At 68.4% G+C, this 15,326-nt stretch carries 16 protein-coding genes and 1 pseudogene; 7 read left to right on the top strand and 10 right to left on the bottom strand.

What is annotated here, in order from left to right; genetic code table 11:
* Positions 1-393: 393 nt before the first annotated feature.
* Both D7X55_RS21450 and D7X55_RS21445 read left to right on the top strand, forming a co-directional pair.
* A complete protein-coding gene (locus D7X55_RS21450; RefSeq protein WP_233609981.1) occupies positions 394-1,713 on the top strand; it encodes a DUF4157 domain-containing protein in 1,320 nt (439 codons plus the stop codon).
* Positions 1,714-1,763: 50 nt separating this feature from the next.
* Positions 1,764-2,846 carry a hypothetical protein gene (locus D7X55_RS21445; RefSeq protein WP_147470163.1) on the top strand — a complete coding sequence of 361 codons (1,083 nt, stop codon included), beginning with the start codon at positions 1,764-1,766 and terminating at the stop codon, positions 2,844-2,846.
* 15 nt (positions 2,847-2,861) lie between these two features.
* Here D7X55_RS21445 and D7X55_RS43445 read toward each other — a convergent pair whose 3' ends face one another.
* From D7X55_RS43445 to hutH, 9 genes are all read right to left on the bottom strand, one after another.
* Complete coding sequence (locus tag D7X55_RS43445; protein WP_233609982.1) at positions 2,862-3,086, bottom strand: transposase; 225 nt, start codon at positions 3,084-3,086, stop codon at positions 2,862-2,864.
* Between the two features lie 25 nt (positions 3,087-3,111).
* Positions 3,112-3,657: an IS66 family transposase zinc-finger binding domain-containing protein gene (locus D7X55_RS21435; RefSeq protein ID WP_121724045.1), complete on the bottom strand. Its 546-nt coding sequence runs from the start codon at positions 3,655-3,657 to the stop codon at positions 3,112-3,114.
* Between the two features lie 46 nt (positions 3,658-3,703).
* Positions 3,704-4,069, bottom strand: coding sequence for an IS66 family insertion sequence element accessory protein TnpB (gene tnpB, locus D7X55_RS21430; RefSeq protein ID WP_121724044.1), 366 nt, complete (start codon positions 4,067-4,069; stop codon positions 3,704-3,706).
* A gap of 3 nt (positions 4,070-4,072) precedes the next feature.
* Complete coding sequence (gene tnpA / locus D7X55_RS21425; RefSeq protein WP_121724043.1) at positions 4,073-4,387, bottom strand: IS66 family insertion sequence element accessory protein TnpA; 315 nt, start codon at positions 4,385-4,387, stop codon at positions 4,073-4,075.
* A 41-nt stretch (positions 4,388-4,428) separates the two neighbouring features.
* Positions 4,429-4,686 (bottom strand): serine hydrolase, encoded by a 258-nt coding sequence (locus tag D7X55_RS21420; RefSeq protein WP_121724042.1) that lies wholly within the window; start codon positions 4,684-4,686, stop codon positions 4,429-4,431.
* A gap of 2 nt (positions 4,687-4,688) precedes the next feature.
* Complete coding sequence (locus D7X55_RS21415) at positions 4,689-5,768, bottom strand: serine hydrolase (RefSeq protein WP_121724041.1); 1,080 nt, start codon at positions 5,766-5,768, stop codon at positions 4,689-4,691.
* Positions 5,769-5,849: 81 nt separating this feature from the next.
* Positions 5,850-6,593, bottom strand: coding sequence for a DUF5953 family protein (locus tag D7X55_RS21410; RefSeq protein WP_121724040.1), 744 nt, complete (start codon positions 6,591-6,593; stop codon positions 5,850-5,852).
* A 1-nt stretch (position 6,594) separates the two neighbouring features.
* Positions 6,595-7,482, bottom strand: a complete 888-nt coding sequence (locus D7X55_RS21405) for a DUF6310 domain-containing protein (protein WP_306437737.1) — start codon at positions 7,480-7,482, stop codon at positions 6,595-6,597.
* An 82-nt stretch (positions 7,483-7,564) separates the two neighbouring features.
* Positions 7,565-9,091: a histidine ammonia-lyase gene (gene hutH, locus D7X55_RS21400; RefSeq protein WP_121724039.1), complete on the bottom strand. Its 1,527-nt coding sequence runs from the start codon at positions 9,089-9,091 to the stop codon at positions 7,565-7,567.
* Positions 9,092-9,236: 145 nt separating this feature from the next.
* Between hutH and D7X55_RS21395 the strand changes: the two genes are divergently transcribed.
* The 5 genes and pseudogenes from D7X55_RS21395 (at position 9,237) to D7X55_RS21380 (ending at position 14,282) form a co-directional block, all read left to right on the top strand.
* The gene (locus D7X55_RS21395) at positions 9,237-10,514 is read left to right on the top strand and encodes an aspartate kinase (protein ID WP_121724038.1); all 1,278 of its coding nucleotides are present in this window, start codon (positions 9,237-9,239) and stop codon (positions 10,512-10,514) included.
* Positions 10,515-10,552: 38 nt separating this feature from the next.
* A complete protein-coding gene (locus D7X55_RS21390; protein WP_233609980.1) occupies positions 10,553-10,933 on the top strand; it encodes a helix-hairpin-helix domain-containing protein in 381 nt (126 codons plus the stop codon).
* Positions 10,934-10,942: 9 nt separating this feature from the next.
* A pseudogene (locus D7X55_RS45765) lies at positions 10,943-11,041 on the top strand (zinc-ribbon domain-containing protein); the annotation flags it as partial.
* Between the two features lie 6 nt (positions 11,042-11,047).
* The gene (locus D7X55_RS21385) at positions 11,048-12,931 is read left to right on the top strand and encodes a tetratricopeptide repeat protein (protein ID WP_233609979.1); all 1,884 of its coding nucleotides are present in this window, start codon (positions 11,048-11,050) and stop codon (positions 12,929-12,931) included.
* A 154-nt stretch (positions 12,932-13,085) separates the two neighbouring features.
* The gene (locus tag D7X55_RS21380) at positions 13,086-14,282 is read left to right on the top strand and encodes a glycosyltransferase family 2 protein (protein WP_121724036.1); all 1,197 of its coding nucleotides are present in this window, start codon (positions 13,086-13,088) and stop codon (positions 14,280-14,282) included.
* 95 nt (positions 14,283-14,377) lie between these two features.
* Here D7X55_RS21380 and D7X55_RS21375 read toward each other — a convergent pair whose 3' ends face one another.
* A complete protein-coding gene (locus tag D7X55_RS21375) occupies positions 14,378-15,238 on the bottom strand; it encodes a CHAP domain-containing protein (RefSeq protein ID WP_121724035.1) in 861 nt (286 codons plus the stop codon).
* Positions 15,239-15,326: the final 88 nt, after the last annotated feature.

The following is a 15,326-nucleotide window of genomic DNA, read 5'->3' as shown; positions in this document are numbered from 1 at the left end:
GGGGGAGGCACCGATGCGGGGGACGAAGGCCGCGTGACGTCATTGCGCTCGCTCATGGAAGCCGGCTCCAGGCACTTTGAAATTAAGAGGGGGAAACTGAACGGGAGTTCGTACCACGCGCTCGCCCGGCCCCTCAACTTCCCGTCTTTCCTGGCGATTTGAGTGCAGGGGAGGCAGGCGGACGGGCGGTTGTCCGGTGCGGCTGGGCCCCGTGGAACGAACGAGGAGACCCACTGTATGCTTGGTCCGCCAGACAGGGGGCCCTGCATGTTCACGTTCGACCGGAAGTCGTCTCCGTCAGGGACAGCTACGCCCATCCGGAAGCCCGTGCCGCGGGTGCCCTCCGCGTCGCATCACCCGCCCGACAGCGCCTCGGAGCATCCCGCCCGGGCAATGTCGTTCGATTTCAGCCGCATCCCCATCACGCGGCCACCGGCGGAACGCACGCTGACCCTCAGCTCTCCGAGTGACCCTTCCGAGCGCCATGCGGACGAAGTGGCTGACAAGGTGATGCGGATGGGGCCCCCCATGCCACTCGGCATGCCGCGCGTGACGGACAAGGACCATCTTCAGGCAAAGCGAGCGTCTTCGGTGGACGTTGGGGCGGCGCCGGGTGTTGAAGCTGCGGCTCGCGTCGCCGGGCATGGGGGCGTTCCGCTTTCCGCGGAGACGCGGAACTTCTTCGAGCCACGCTTCGGGCACGACTTCAGCCAGGTGCGGGTGCATGCGGATGGTCCCGCGGAGAGTGCGGCACGAGCGGTGCGGGCGTGCGCCTATACGCACGGACGGCACATCGTCTTCGGTTCGGGCGAATACGCACCAGGGACAACCGAAGGGAAGCGACTGCTCGCGCACGAGCTTGCCCACGTGGTGCAGCAGGGTGCGGCGCATGGAGCGCCGCCGAGAATTCATCGTCAAAGCAAGCCTCAAGACGGTCCTGGCCCGGTCACGGAGGCAGTCGGCGACGTCAGCGTCTCCGTTGGGCAGACCATGACCGCCGAAGCGGGGCTCCGGGCCGTCTACGAGAAGGGGGCGAAGGAGATCACCGAAGAGGCCCTGCGGATGGTTGCCTCGGGTCAATCCCCTGACGAAGCCGCCCGCTGGGCGAACCAGGCACGGAACGAGCTCAAGGCCTCCATCCGCGCCAGAGGGAGCCCTGTCACGAAGGCGCTCGCCGAGGCGCGCAACATCAAGAAGTACGGCGACAAGATCGGCCCTTCGTATGACGACCTCATCCGAAAGGGAAAGACACCTAACGACATCATCGGCAGCGCAGGCAAGGCAGACACCAAGGTGACGCGCGCCGCCACCCGCATCAAGGTCGCGGGACGACTCCTCATCGCCATCGACATCGCAATCGTCACCTGGGAGGTGATTGAAGCTCCCGAAGGCGAGGGGTTGAAGACCGCGGTCGCGGGAGTGGGCGGAATCGCAGGCGCACTGGCTGGCGGCTGGGCGGGCGCCAAGGGTGGCGCGGCCCTTGGGGGAGGCATCGGGTCACTCTTTGGTCCTGGCCCTGGCACAGGCATCGGTGCGGGCATTGGTGGGTTCATTGGCGGCATTGGTGGAGCGCTCGTCGGAGGCTTTGCTGGCCGCGAGGGCGCCAAGGAGCTGTACGAGGTTGCCGAGAGCATCTTTGCCCCCGACTTCGACAAGGCCTCGGCGGAGATTGATGCACAGCAGGACGCTGTCATCCGGGGACGCAAGCCGTAGCGCCCTCGTGATGCCGACCGTTTCATGGACTTCACTCGGGAGCTGAGGGCGTGTTGCAACGAGTTGCCGTGTGGGCATCGTGGTCGGATGAAGCCATCTTCATCCAGCGGAGCTCCCCCGATGGGCTGCTGGCGCCGCAGCGCATTGCCCGTCGGATGCTCGCGGGCCATCGATACTTCCTTCGGCTCTTTCGTCTCTCCGACGGGACCTTATGGCTGCGCGGCGGTGCGGGTGAGGGGACCGCGATCGATGCCGCCGACGCCGCGGGAGTCTTCCACCCGCTCGAGGGCTGGCCTGAGGAACTGGCCACCCTTCCTCCCTACTGTGTGGTGCCCATGGCCGATGGCACCGTCGCCGGTCTTCCCTCCGGAGAATCAAGGCTCCTGCTCTGGCGACCAGGCGTGGCGCGGCCCGTCTTGCGTGAGTTCCCCGAAGGATTTCTGGCGCGTGACGTGGCTCGTGACCCTCGCGGACGACTCTGGGTCGCCGGTTCGACGCGAGGCGCTGAGCGCTCCTCGCTTGAGCGCCGCGCGGCCCTCGCCACGAGCCAGGATAACGGACTCTCGTGGCAAACGGACGAGGTGGCACGAGGAACCCTGCGGGCAACCTGGCACCGGTTCATCACCGGCGCCGACGTCGAGTACCGCACCGTCGATGCCCTCGGGAAGTATCTGGTGGTCACCTCGGAGCTCGGCGACATCAATGCCCCCTCGACTCACGTATTCGTTCGCGACGGCGAGGGAAAGTGGGGCCGTGACATCCTCCGGCATGATGTCTTCCGCGCCGCCATGACCTTCGATGACGGCCATCTCGAGATCCTCTCGCACCATGGGCGGAGCATCCCCATCGTGGGGGGACACCGCTGGCGCAGTTCCACGCTCATCCCCCGTATCCGTAACGCGCTCCGCGACGTAAATCCGTTTCTCGATGCCGATGCGCGATTCGAGGTCCTCTCCGCCGACGCCTCGCCCGAAGGAAAGGCCCTGCTCGTGGTCTCGGTGCGCTCTCTTCGGGAGCGGTTGGCACGCGTGGGCGAGGCCTTGGTCGTCCTGGGCCCCGACAGAGACGAGGCGTTCTTTTTTCAGTCTGAGCCGGGGCCCGAGGTGGTCACCGCGAGATTCGCATCTGGCTGAAGGCAGGCGGCCTGATTACGACCAACCTGGTGTCTCAACAATTCGGTGCGGTACAGGCGTCTGGGTGAGGAAAGTCCAGAGGTAGCCTTGGCGCGTCTTCTTCACGTCCAGCACGCGCACGGGCGTCTCGTCGGCCCACACCACGTCCGCGGACGCAATGCATTGCAAGAGGTGCGCAGAGAGAGGCAGCAGCACCGAGGCGGCCTGGTGGAAGAGGTCCGTCAGCGTGCTGCGACTCATGGGCACGCCGCCTCGCTCCACGCGCTCACGCCAGCCGGTGCAGGGGCATGGCGTCCGCGCACTTGGAAACCACCATGTGGGAGAGGAAGCCGGGGCCGTACTCGCCCCTGTCCACCACCCGGGCCGGAGGCGGGGCGGTGACGACGCCCCTGCCACATGCGCACGCGAGGACTTCCTGCACGTGCACCTGCTTCTCGAAGCGGGCCGGCACGTACTCGTACACCACCGAGGTGCGGCCCTTGCCCAGGGGCTTCAAGTCCTCGCTGCCGCACGCGGGGCAGTGGCGCTCCTCGGCGGGCACCGCGTGGCGAATCTCTCGCGCCGGGGCCTCCTCGGCCTTGCGCGCGGCCCTCTCTTGCCGCTTCCGCTTCGCGGCCTCGGCCCGGGCCGCCGTCGAGTCCGCGGCCCCGCGCAGCTCCGTCGCCACCGCCGGCAGCTTCTCCGCCCTGCGGCCGAAGACGTGGCGCTCCAGCGTCGCCATCTTCGCCTCCAGCGACGTCAGGCGCTCCTTGAGCTCCTCGGCTTCCTCGCGCCAGGGGCAGAAGTGGTCTTGGGGAAGCTCACGGGGCACCCCGCTTCAACAGGCCTGCGCCACGCCGCGTCCCGGGCCCGGCGCCTCAGCTGCCCGTACGCCCGGGAGGCGTCCAGGCAGGCTGGCGCCTCACCTGGGCCACGTCGATGCCGTCCAGCAGCATGGCCAGTTGCGTGGCGTCCAGCGTCACCGCCTGCGCGCCCGCGTCCACCGGGGGCAGCCGGAAGCGGCCCGCCTCCAGCCGCTTGTAGAGAAGCACGAAGCCGCCCCGGCTCCACGTCAGCACCTTCACCCGGTCGCCCCGCCTGGAGACGAAAGCGAAGAGGTGGCCCGAGTAGACGTCCTCGCCCCACGCGCCGCGCACCAGGGCCATGAGGCCGTCAATCGACTTGCGCATGTCCACCGGCTCCACCGCCAGCACCACGCGCACCGACGCAGGCAGCGCGAACACCGCCTACCGCCCCAGCGCCGCGACGAGCCGGGCCACGTACGCCACGTCGGTGCCCACGGCGAATCGCACCCGCGCTCCGCTCGCGGCCACCACCTCCAGCACGGACTCCGTCGCCGCGGGACTCGTCGCCACCCGCACCGGCAGGAGTCTCACGGCTTCCGCTCGCGACGGCGCGCTCCGTCGCAACCGGTACACCCACGACTGCAACGTGCTCAGCCTCACGCCCCGCGCCAACGCGAACTCCCGCTGCGTCTGCCCGCTCGTCTCGAAGGCCTCCGCGACGCGCGCCCACTCCGGCTTCTCCACCTGCTTCGCCATGCTCAGCAGCGTCCGCCGTGCGCCGCTACGTCGGCAATCCCTCACGGCACGTCGTTGGCCGGACGGTTACCAATCTGGAATGCCCTGTGCGTGCTGGCCGGCGCGTTCCATTCCAGGTTCGCCGTGCGGTATGCCGCCAGTTTGATGACCTTGCCATCGCGGACCACAGCGACCGCGGCGCCAGGGATGTGATTGCGAGCCATCTCCGCGCGCAGGAACGCATCCACCTTGTCGGGCGCGGCCGCTGCAACCTGCGCCCAGCCCAGCAGAACCAGCAGGCCCCATCGTTGAATGTTCATGGTCAGTGCTCGCCGCCCTGAATGCCCAGGATGGATTCGGTGAAGGCGAAGAGCTTTTCGTCATCAGGACGCACGCTGCTCAGGAGGATGACGGTGCGGCCGTCGTCGAGCACGCGCCAGGAGACAGTGCGGTAGGCGCCGCTCGTTCCATCGTTCGTCGCGACGGTCTTGACGGGCTTGAAGGTCCGGACGCGACCGCCCAGGGCGTAGTTGGATTCGGGGCGCTCGACCGTCAGCAGGGCCTTCCTGGACGCGGGCGACAGGAGCTTTCCGGAGAGCACGCCGTGGTTCAGGCGCAGCATGTCGTCGGCGGTGCTGTAGAAGCCTCCACCGGTCACGAGGTAGTTCGGGAGCGTGTACACGCGACGCTCCACCTTGGGCTCCAGCGAGCGGTATCCCAAGGCGAGGTTCGGAACGTTCCCAGCTTCCCCCGCCGAGATACCGCTGTCCGCCATACGCAACGGCTTGAACAAGAGCCTCTGGGCGAGCTGTGCGTAGGACTGCCCGGAAACACGCTCCAGGATGGCCTGGACGAGAATCCAGTTGGTGATGTTGTAGTCAAAGCGGGTGCCCGGCGTGAACACCAGGTCACCGCTCGCGTACCGGGTCACGGCTTCAGCCTGGGGACGTGTTTCACGCTCGATGCTGGGCTCCTTTTGGGCTGCGTCCATGAGCCCATTGGGCAGGCCGCTGCCGTGGCTGATCAGGTGACGCAGGGTGATCTGCTTCCCCGTGTCCGCGCGGTACTCCGGCAGGTACGTGAGGATGGGCTCGTCGAGCGCCAGCTTTCCCTCGTCGACCAAGCGCAGAACGACGATGGACGTGAGCCACTTGCTCACCGATCCCACGAAGAAGCGGCTGTTCCGTTGGAGTTGCTTCTTCGCGTCAGCGTCCGCGACCCCGAACGCTTCCACGTACTCCGCACGTGACCCCTTGCCCACGAGGACGACGCCGTTGAAATGCGTGTCCGCGACGAACTGCCGGACCCGTTGCCCGACCTTGTCCTCCGCGCGGGCAGGTAGCGACAGGCAGATGCCGGCAAGCAGTCCCAGGCAGGTCAGCTTGAAGTGGTTCACGGACATGAGGTGCCTCGATGAGGGGGCCTGCTTACGCCCCGTGATTCCCGCGTACGTAGGGAGACGAGGCCAATTGCATGGGAGCGGCTATCGCCCCCCGATCTTCGGGAAGCGCTCGTAGGATCGCAGGAGCGCATCCAGGTGGGCGGGCCTGTCGAGATCCAGGGGCTCATCCGTGAGGCGCACGACCCATCCATTCGTCGCGGTACGTCGTGCCCGCGAAAGGAGTTCCGCGTCGCGCGAAGGATCCGGAAAACCCAGCGCTCGCGCGGAAGCGTCCGACCAGTAGTTCACCCATCCAAGGTGGCTTGGAAGCTCGGGAGGGGAGTGCGCACCCGGCGCCATGAGAACTGGAAGTCCTCGCGGTGGAACTGGCGGCCCGTCCAAGGTGGGGGCTGTCTGTTCTGCGATGTCCGCTGCAGCCGTGAAAGGCGTCAGTTCTCCCCACCATGCAGCGCCAGACTCCCCGAGTGCCGCTAAGACTGGCTCGGCTTGTCCAATCACAAATTCATTTATCGGCAATCTCATGTGGACTTCGAACTGAGGCTTTTCACCGGGGCCGCCTGGGTTCTCCAGTCCATAGAGCGTCACGGGACTTTGCTCGTTGTCGTCGCAGAGGAACGGAAGCCCACCATCCAGCGTGTTGGCCATGACCCAATCATCGCGGCGGTTCAGGCTGATGAGGTCTCCTCTTTCCGAGGTCGTCCATTCCAGCCTCAAGCCGGGAAGTGCATGCTCCACGCCATGAACCATGGCGAGAGAGCGCTTTTCAGCATTCGTCAGTGCGGGCGCATACAGCAGAAGGCTCAGGAAGTCCTGTGTAGAAGGCATCTCAACACCAGTCCATGAGTACGACCTTGAGGGTCCTGTCTGCCCGGAGCAGCGCTTGCTGGTGAGCCTTGCTGCGAACGCCGATGATGAAGTCGTATCCGCAGGCCATGGCCAGTGCTCTTTCTCGTCGCAGTTCCGGGAGTTTCACCTTCACGAAGAAGTCCTGTGACCGGATCGGTTGCTTCTCGAAGTCGTCCGTCTTGACTTCCCACAGCGTTCGACGCGACAGCACCAGAGCGTCGTAATGCTTGCCATTGATGAGCACGTTGAAGCCGGGAAAGCTGTTGCCAGAAATCTTGTCGGCACATTCATTGTGCGGATCGTTTCCACCCCGGGGCGGCCCCAGGATCGGCCTGCACTCGGGTCGACGATCCCGCTCGAACGGCTCGCCCGGCGATGGCGGAAACAAGTCCTGTCCTGACGGCTGGGGGCTGGGTTTGCGGTTCGCTGAGGACTCTCTCTCAGCGGATTCAAGCCTCTGCACCGGGGACGCTTCCGGCCAATCCACCTCGTCCAGTGCTTCCTTGATGGCGACCGCTATCACTACCGCGCCGACGACGAGGACCGCGCCAGCGACGACCTCCGGAGCGGCCAGGACGCAAAGTCCGATTCCCAGCGTCGCGGCTTCAGCAGAAGCGACCGTACATCTTCCTGAACGATCGATGAATCGGACCCGCCCCTGGTCGAGGGCATGAAAGCACCGCTCCGCCAGAACAGGCCATGGCCGGGTGGACTCCCGAACGACGCACCGTCCGTTGTCCGTCCACGGCAAGGTCGCGGCTCGCTGAAGGTTGGCGCGCCTTGGGGACCGGCTTTCAACCGCCGTTGGCGTCGCGCATGCCGCCAGGAACAACAGAAGCGTGGTGAGGGCTCCGAGTTTCAAAGTCACAGCCTCTCCTAGGGCACACGCTTCAGGCTGGAAGCAGAGCCGGAATACACCTGAGCCGGCCCTGCCTGATTCGCAAACGTGATTACGCGGTCGCCGACCGCACTGCCTCACGGATCGCCCCGGACTCCACCAGCGCCGTGACGGCGGAGATGTCGTGATGCAGCTCGCGGTCCCGGTCCATGTGCGGAACCTTGCTGCGGATCAACTCATGCGCCGCCAGGACGCCCTTGCCGGGCTTCACCGGCTGACGGAAGTCCAGCGCCTGCGCCGCGACCAGCAGCTCAATGGCCAGACACGACCGCGCGAACTCAGACACCTGCCGCCCCTTCAGCGCGGCCGTCATGCCCATGGACACGTGGTCCTCGCGGCCCGCGGAGGAGGGGATGCTGTCCACCGAGGCCGGGTGGCTCAGGATTCGCGACTCAGCCACCAGGGCCGCCGCGGTTACCTGGGCAATCATGAACCCGCTGTTCAACCCACTGTTCTTCGCGAGGAACGCGGGCAGACCCGACAGGCTCGGGTTCACCATCTGCTCCACGCGGCGCTCGCTGATGCTCGACAGCTGCGTCAGGGCCATGGCCACCACGTCCATCGCCAGCGAGATGGGCTGACCGTGGAAGTTGCCTCCGGAGATGATGTTCCCCGTGTCCGGGAACACCAGCGGGTTGTCCGTCCCGCTGTTCACCTCCACCTCCAGGATGCGACGCGCGAACGCCAGGCCCTCTCGCGCCGAGCCGTGCACCTGCGGGATGCACCGGAGGCTGTACGGGTCCTGCACCTTGCTGCAGTTGACGTGCGTCTCCACCAGCTCGCTGCCCTTGAGAATCCGGCGCAGGTGCTCCGCCACCGCCTTCTGGCCCGCGTGCGGACGCACCGCGTGGATCTCCGGCAGGAACGGCTTGTGGCTGCCCAGCAGGCCCTCCACCGTCATCGCTCCCGCGATGTCCGCCACGTCCGCCAGCAGCTCCGCTCGCAGCTGCGTCAGCGTTCCCACCGCGCACATCGCCTGCGTGCCGTTGATCAGCGTCAGGCCTTCCTTCGCCTCCAGCACCACTGGCTTCAGGCCCGCCTTCTCCAGCGCCTGCTTCGACGGCATCCGCACGCCCTCGAAGAACGCCTCGCCCTCGCCAATCAGCACCAGCGCCAGGTGCGCCAGCGGGGCCAGGTCTCCGGACGCGCCCACGCTTCCCCGCTCGGGGACCACCGGCACCACGTCCTTGTTCAACATGTCGATGGCCAGCTGCAGCGTCTCCATCCGGATGCCGCTGAAGCCCTTCGCCAGCACGTTGGCCCTGAGCAGCAGGAGCACGCGCGCTTCCGGCAGGGGCAGGGGATTTCCCACGCCACAGGCGTGCGACAGGATGAGGTTCCGCTGCAGGTCGCGCAGGTCCTTCCGGTCGATTCGCACCTCCGCCAGCGTGCCGAAGCCCGTGTTGATGCCGTAGGAGGGCGTGTCTCCGGCCGCCACCCGGTCCACCAGCGCTCGGGAGGCCTGCACCCGCTGCGCGGCTTCGGGGGCGAGCTCCACCGTGACTTCGTGGCGGGAGACCTGGAGGATCTCCTCCAGCTTCAGGGTGTCACCATCGATGAGGAGGCGGGGGCGGGACATGTTCTGGCTACTCCGGAAATGCGGCTTGGAATCGTTGGGCCACGAAGGCTAGCGGATTCGCGGCAGGCAGGTTGAGGGCCCTTTACACCCAGGCCCCGGCGCCCATATAGCCTGCGCCCGTCCGTGCAGGGAGGTCGCAAACCTCGTGGCCCTCATCGTCCAGAAGTACGGCGGTACCTCGGTGGGTGACACCGAGCGCATGAAGAACGTCGCGCGCCGCTGCCTCGCCGCCCAGAAAGCCGGCCATGACGTCGTCGTCGTCGTCTCCGCCATGTCGGGTGAGACGAACCGCCTGCTCAAACTGGTCGCGCAGATCACCGACCGGCCCGACGAGCGCGAACAGGACGTCGTCGTCGCCACCGGGGAGCAGGTGTCCATCGGGCTCGTGGCCATGGCCATCCAGGCGCAGGGCGGCAAGGCCGTGAGCTTCCTCGGCCACCAGGTGCGCATCGTCACCGACAGCACCTTCTCCAAGGCGCGCATCAAGAGCATCGACGCGGAGCCCATCCGCGCCGCGCTGAAGCAGGGGAAGATCGTCGTCGTCGCCGGCTTCCAGGGCGTGGACGAGACGGGCAGCGTCACCACGCTCGGCCGCGGCGGGTCCGACACGACGGGCGTCGCGCTGGCGGCGGCACTGAAGGCCGACGCGTGTGAAATCTATACGGACGTCGACGGCGTCTACACCACCGACCCCAACGTGTGCCCGGCCGCGAAGAAGCTGGACCGCATCACCTACGAGGAGATGCTGGAGCTGGCCAGCCTGGGCGCCAAGGTGCTGCAGATCCGCTCGGTCGAATTCGCCATGAAGTACAAGGTGCCCCTGTGGGTGAAGTCTTCCTTCACCGAGGATCCGGGCACGCTCGTCTGCGAGGAGGACGCATCCATGGAGGACGTGCTGGTTCGAGGGGTCGCCTACGACCGGAACGAGGCGAAGATCACCGTGGTCGGTGTGCCGGATCAGCCGGGCACCGCGGCGAAGCTCTTCGGGGCGCTCGACGCGAAGCACATCGTGGTGGACCTCATCGTGCAGAACCCATCCCGCGACGGGCGCACCGACGTCACCTTCACCGTCGCCAAGTCCGACTTCGCCAAGGCCCACGAGGTCGTGAAGCAGGCCGCGCAGGAGGTGGGCGCCACGGGCCTCGAGGTGGATGACGCCATCGCCAAGGTGTCCATCGTCGGCGTGGGCATGCGCAACCACTCGGGCGTGGCGGCGAAGATGTTCCAGACGCTCTCCCAGGAGGGCATCAACATCCAGCTCATCTCCACGTCGGAGATCAAGACCTCCTGCGTGATCCACACGAAGTACACGGAGCTGGCGGTGCGCGCGCTGCACACGGCCTTCGGGCTGGACGCGCCGCCCCCCGTGCAGGCCAACCCCACCGTGTCGGAAGTGGACGCGCTCAAGGGGCAGAAGGCCTGAGGCGGTTCGGGCGCACGTCCGCGCTCGCGGCGCTGTCCTTGGGGTTGCTCGCCCTGGGCTTCACGGCCCGGGCGCGGTGGCCGGATTCGCGGCCGGCGCTCGACTGCCCTCCGGAGGCCGTGCGGCTGGATTCCTCGGGGCTCGCCACCTGTGGCCCGGGGACGGTGCCCACGGGCGCGCAGGCGCTCGCGCTGGGGCTCAAGCTGGACCTCAACGCGGCCTCCGAGTCCGAGCTGGCCCTGCTGCCCGGTGTAGGCCGTGACCTGGCCAAACGGCTGGTCGCCGCTCGCGAGGAGCAGGGCCGGTTCTCCTCCTGGGAGGACGTGGACGCGGTGCCCGGCGTGGGCGCTGCCAAGTTGGAGACCCTTCGGGCAGCCACCGTGCTGGACGCGGCGGCGCCTCCTGGGAGCGTGTGGTAAGCACGGCCGGTGCAGCTCTCCTGCCCGAATTGCTCGATGCAGTACGCGTTGGATGCCCGACTCCTGCCGCCCAGCGGCGCTTCGGTGCAGTGCACGCGGTGTGGCCACGTGTTCATGGCTTCGCCCAACGGCGTCATGGCTCCCGCTCCGAAGATTCCTCCGGCGGGTGGGGGAGAACGGACCGGCGGCCAATCGTCCACGCAGATCTTCGGCGGTGAAGGCGCTTCCAGCCTGAAGTCCACGAACCTGTTCGCGGGATCGACGACGGCGTCCGGATCGTTCGTTCCGCAGCCCACGCCCCCGTCGGGGGCGCTGGCTTCGTCCGGCGTGATTCCTCCGCCTCCGTCCATCGCGCCAGTCTCTCCCGGTGCGCAGCCTCCGGCGGCGATGGGCTCGACGCGGGCCTTCGGGGCGGTGGGGGCTCCTGCTCCTGCCGGGGCGCCTCCGGTCCAGCCGCCTGCGCCGGGCGCGGCTCCTGGCGCGACGACGCGCGCGTTCGGCGCGGTCTCCGCGTCGTCCTCGGGTTCGTTCCGGATCGCGGAGCCCGGTGCTTCAGCGCGTGGGCCCGTGGCGGAGGGTGGGGGAGCGACGCGTGCGTTCGGCGCGGTGCCGGACCCCGGTGCCGCTGACGTTGGCAACGGATCCACCCGTGCGTTCGGCGCGGTGCCGGGGCCCTCGGGGCCTTCGGGGACCGAGGCGGGCGTTTCCACCCGCGCGTTCGGCGCGGTCTCGGACGCGGCGGCGGCTCCTTCGGAGCCCAGTGCTCCCTCCCGGTCCTTCGAGAACATCTCTCCTTCGGGCGACCCCGCGGATCCGCCGTGGTCGGCGGCCAGCGGCTCGCGAGCCAGGCTCGTTCCGGAAGGCCACGGTGGCAGTCCCTGGGCGACCTCCTCTCCGACCTCGACCGTCTCCCTGCCCGATGACGACGCGCCCTTCGCTCGCACCGAGCCCTCCAAGAGCGCGGTGCCGGATCCCAATGCCTCGCTGCTCGGGGGCGGGCTGGACCGGCCGATTCCTCCCCGCAGGCCCTCCGGCGACCTTCCTCCAGAACTGCTCGGCGCCTCCTCCCGCCCGGCGCCCATGGTCATCGAGGACGGCGCGCGGCGCGCTTCCACGCTGAGCCGGGTGCTCCTCGTGCTCGCGGTGCTCGCGGGCATCGTCCTGGCCGGGTACCTGGCCTATCCCGCGTTCCGCGACCGCAACTCCGCCATGCCCGTGGAGGCCGTGTCGAAGAAGGAGGCGGCCGTGCGGAGCCTGCGCCTCGACGATGCGGCCTCGCGCGAACAGGCCATCCAGAGCCTCAAGGCCCTGGCCACCGCGCACCCGAAGTACGCCGAGGTCCAGGCCGAGCTGGCCGTGGCCCACGCCCTCCAGCTGTCCGACCTGCACGCGGAGTTCGACCGGCTGCGCATCCAGGCGGATGCCCTCAAGCGCCAGGCGGACGACGTCACCACCGCGAAGGCGTCGCCGCAGTGGATGGGTGAGGCGCGCGCGCTTCGCCTGGAGATGAGCGCGCTCGAGCGCGAAATGCAGCCGCTGCGCACCGACATCGCCGCGCGGCGCAAGGAGTTCGACGCGCTGGTGGAGACGCTGCGGGCCGCTCCGGACGTGGAGCCCGCCGCCACCGTCGCCTCGCGCCTCAAGGCCCAGGCCCTCCATGCCTCGGTGACCGGTGCCTCCAACGCGCTGGCCCTCGCGGAGCGCCTGCGCCAGGTGGAGCCCACTCCCGCCTGGAGCGTCCTGGCCCGCGCCGAATACGCCCTCAGCTCCGGCTCGCCCGCCGCCACCCTCAAGGCCGTCTCCGAGGAGCTGGGTGCGCTGCGCTCACAGGATCGGCTCCTGCTGCGCGCCTACGTCCTGGGCGCCCGGCTGGCCATCCGCCAGGGGGATCCGGACACGGCCCGGACGCTGCTGGACGAGGTGGTGGCGCTCAACCCCAAGCACGACCTGGCGAAGCGGATGCTCGCCCAGACGCCCGCCGCCGAGGACTTGCCCTGAAACGTTGACCGGATCACCTCCGTATCACCCTGGAGAAACTCCAGTCCGTCCCGGGGGCTCGCTGGCTCTCTCGCCCTGAAGTCCTTCTGAACGTCCAGGCACGCGCCTTGCTTTGTCCACGGGCGTCGAGGACTCGGGTTTGGGAGGGTGGTCGATGGCGGAGGTCTTCTTCTGGTGCGCGGCGCTGGCGCTCGTGCACACGTATTTTCTCTATCCCTTGAGCCTGTTCGCCCTGGAGGGCGCGGCCCAGGTCTTCCGGAACGCGCGCAAGATGCGCACGGGGGAGGGCGCCGGGACGGGCGTCAAGGCCGGTCCGCTTCCCTCGGTGAGTCTGGTGGTGGCCGCCTACAACGAGGCGGACTGCATCGAGTCGAAGCTGAAGAACAGCCTGGCGCTGGACTATCCGGCGGACCGCTTCGAGGTCGTCATCGGCTCGGACGGCTCCACGGACGGCACGGACGGCATCGTGCAGAGGTGCACGGATCCGCGCGTGCGCCTGTCGCCCGCGGCGCGCGCCGGCAAGACGACGGTGCTCAACCGCTGCATCCCGTCCGCGCACGGCGACATCGTGCTGCTCTCGGACGCGAACACGATGATCGACCCGGACGCGGTCCAGAAGATCGTCCGTCACTTCGAGGACCCGGAGGTCGGCGCCGTCTGCGGCAAGCTGCGCCTCTACAACCCCACGAAGCAGGACTACGAGGAGAGCGCGTACTGGAGCTACGAGTCCCTCATCAAGATGTACGAGGGCCGGCGCGGCGCGGTGGTGGGCGCCAACGGCGGCCTCTACGCCATCCGCCGCTCGCTCTTCACGCAGCTGCCGCCGTCCACCATCGTGGATGACTTCGTGATTCCGCTGCGCATCCTGGAGAGCGGCTACAAGGTCGTCTACGAGGAGGGCGCCGTCGCCCACGAGGAGACGACGGAGGACTACGGCAAGGAGTTCGGCCGGCGCGCGCGCATCGCCGCGGGCAACTTCCAGAGCCTGCGCCTCGTGCCCGGGCTGCTGCTGCCCACCGCCGGCTTCGCCGCGTTCGCCTTCTGGTCGCACAAGCTGCTGCGCTGGTGCGCTCCCGCGCTGATGGCGCTGGCGCTGCTGGCCAACCTGTTCCTGCTCGACAGCATGTTCTACCGGTTCACGCTGGGCGCGCAGCTGGGCTTCTACGCCCTGGCCTACATGGGCCGCTCCGGCGTCTTCAAGAGCGGCGCGGCGAAGAAGGCCACGTCCATCGCGTACTACTTCGTGACCATGAACGCGGCCATCGCCGTGGGCTTCTGGCGCTTCCTGCGCAACTCGCAGCGCGCCGCGTGGGACCGCACCGCTCGCGTGCCCACGTCCACGTCGACCTGAGCCTCAACGCCTTTGCAGTCCAGGCCCGCCGGTTCCCGCGCGGCGCTCCGGCTGGTTCCGGAAGCGCACGGCTGGAATCGGCGGGCTTTCCTTTTTCAGCGGGCCGCCACCGCCACGGGCTTCGCCGGGCCGGAGGGCAGCACGCTGCCGAACGCCGCGAAGAGCTGGCCGGTGAGCACGTGCGGCTGGCCGGGGGCGGGGCTTCGCAGCATGTCGTTGAGGATCTCGCCCGTCTTCGGATCGCGGGCCATGTGGGGGCGCGCCAGGTTCATCCGGTAGCGCACCACGCCGCGTTTCACGCGGTGGATGACGGTGACGGTGCCGTCCGCGTCCACGCCGTCCACCAGCCCCACGTGGGTGAGGCCGTCGTTGCGCCGGCCGTCGCGGTTCTGATCATACGTCTCGCGAAAGAACACCAGGTCGCCCGGAAGGGGACGCCCGCTCGTGTACACGCGGCCGTTCGCCTGGGCGTAGCGGTACATCGCGGTGACGCCGTTGTCCCCGGGCTTGATCGTTCCCCGGAACTTCACGCCCGCCTGGGAGTAGGTGGCCTCGATGAGCGCCGTGCAGTCCGCGGGGTAGCGCTTGCCGTTCACCTGCACCGAGGACTGGCCCACGAGGCCGCGCGCCGTGGCCAGCACCCGCTCACGAGGGTTCGCCGAGGGCGCCGGGGCCGCGACGGTCTGCTTCGCGGGCGTGACGCGCGGCTTCGCCGGAGCCTTGGCCTTCGGAGCCTTCGCCACCGCCGGCGCCTTGCGCGGAGCCGGGGCCTTGCTCGGCGCAGGGGCGCTCTCGCGGACCGCCACCTCTTCGGAGAACGAGGCGCGCGGGAAGGCCGGAGGGGACGCGGAGCGGTAGCGCACGGCATCCGACGCCACCCAGGCCCCCGTGGGGGATCCGGTCGCGCAGCCCGTCGTCATCACCAGCATCGCCGCCATCCATGCGCCCAGCTTCATGGCCACCTCGTCCTGTAGCGTCCTGGGACAGAGGCTCCCTCCGCTGGTGCGTGTAGGCAAGAAAACCACCCAGGCAACCGGGCGGGGC

The organism is Corallococcus sp. AB049A (assembly GCF_003668885.1).
GTDB lineage: Bacteria > Myxococcota > Myxococcia > Myxococcales > Myxococcaceae > Corallococcus > Corallococcus interemptor.
This window is presented reverse-complemented; position numbering and strand designations above follow the sequence as displayed.

What these genes read in the sequence shown, in the direction of transcription:
- D7X55_RS21450 (WP_233609981.1), top strand. Translation starts at nt 394, where the DNA reads ATGTCGTTCGATTTCAGCCGCATCCCCATCACGCGGCCACCGGCGGAA.
- D7X55_RS43445 (WP_233609982.1), bottom strand. Translation starts at nt 3,086, where the DNA reads ATGAGTCGCAGCACGCTGACGGACCTCTTCCACCAGGCCGCCTCGGTG.
- tnpA (WP_121724043.1), bottom strand. Translation starts at nt 4,387, where the DNA reads ATGGCGAAGCAGGTGGAGAAGCCGGAGTGGGCGCGCGTCGCGGAGGCC.
- D7X55_RS21420 (WP_121724042.1), bottom strand. Translation starts at nt 4,686, where the DNA reads ATGAACATTCAACGATGGGGCCTGCTGGTTCTGCTGGGCTGGGCGCAG.
- D7X55_RS21415 (WP_121724041.1), bottom strand. Translation starts at nt 5,768, where the DNA reads ATGTCCGTGAACCACTTCAAGCTGACCTGCCTGGGACTGCTTGCCGGC.
- D7X55_RS21410 (WP_121724040.1), bottom strand. Translation starts at nt 6,593, where the DNA reads ATGCCTTCTACACAGGACTTCCTGAGCCTTCTGCTGTATGCGCCCGCA.
- hutH (WP_121724039.1), bottom strand. Translation starts at nt 9,091, where the DNA reads ATGTCCCGCCCCCGCCTCCTCATCGATGGTGACACCCTGAAGCTGGAG.
- D7X55_RS21385 (WP_233609979.1), top strand. Translation starts at nt 11,048, where the DNA reads ATGGCTTCGCCCAACGGCGTCATGGCTCCCGCTCCGAAGATTCCTCCG.
- D7X55_RS21380 (WP_121724036.1), top strand. Translation starts at nt 13,086, where the DNA reads ATGGCGGAGGTCTTCTTCTGGTGCGCGGCGCTGGCGCTCGTGCACACG.
- D7X55_RS21375 (WP_121724035.1), bottom strand. Translation starts at nt 15,238, where the DNA reads ATGAAGCTGGGCGCATGGATGGCGGCGATGCTGGTGATGACGACGGGC.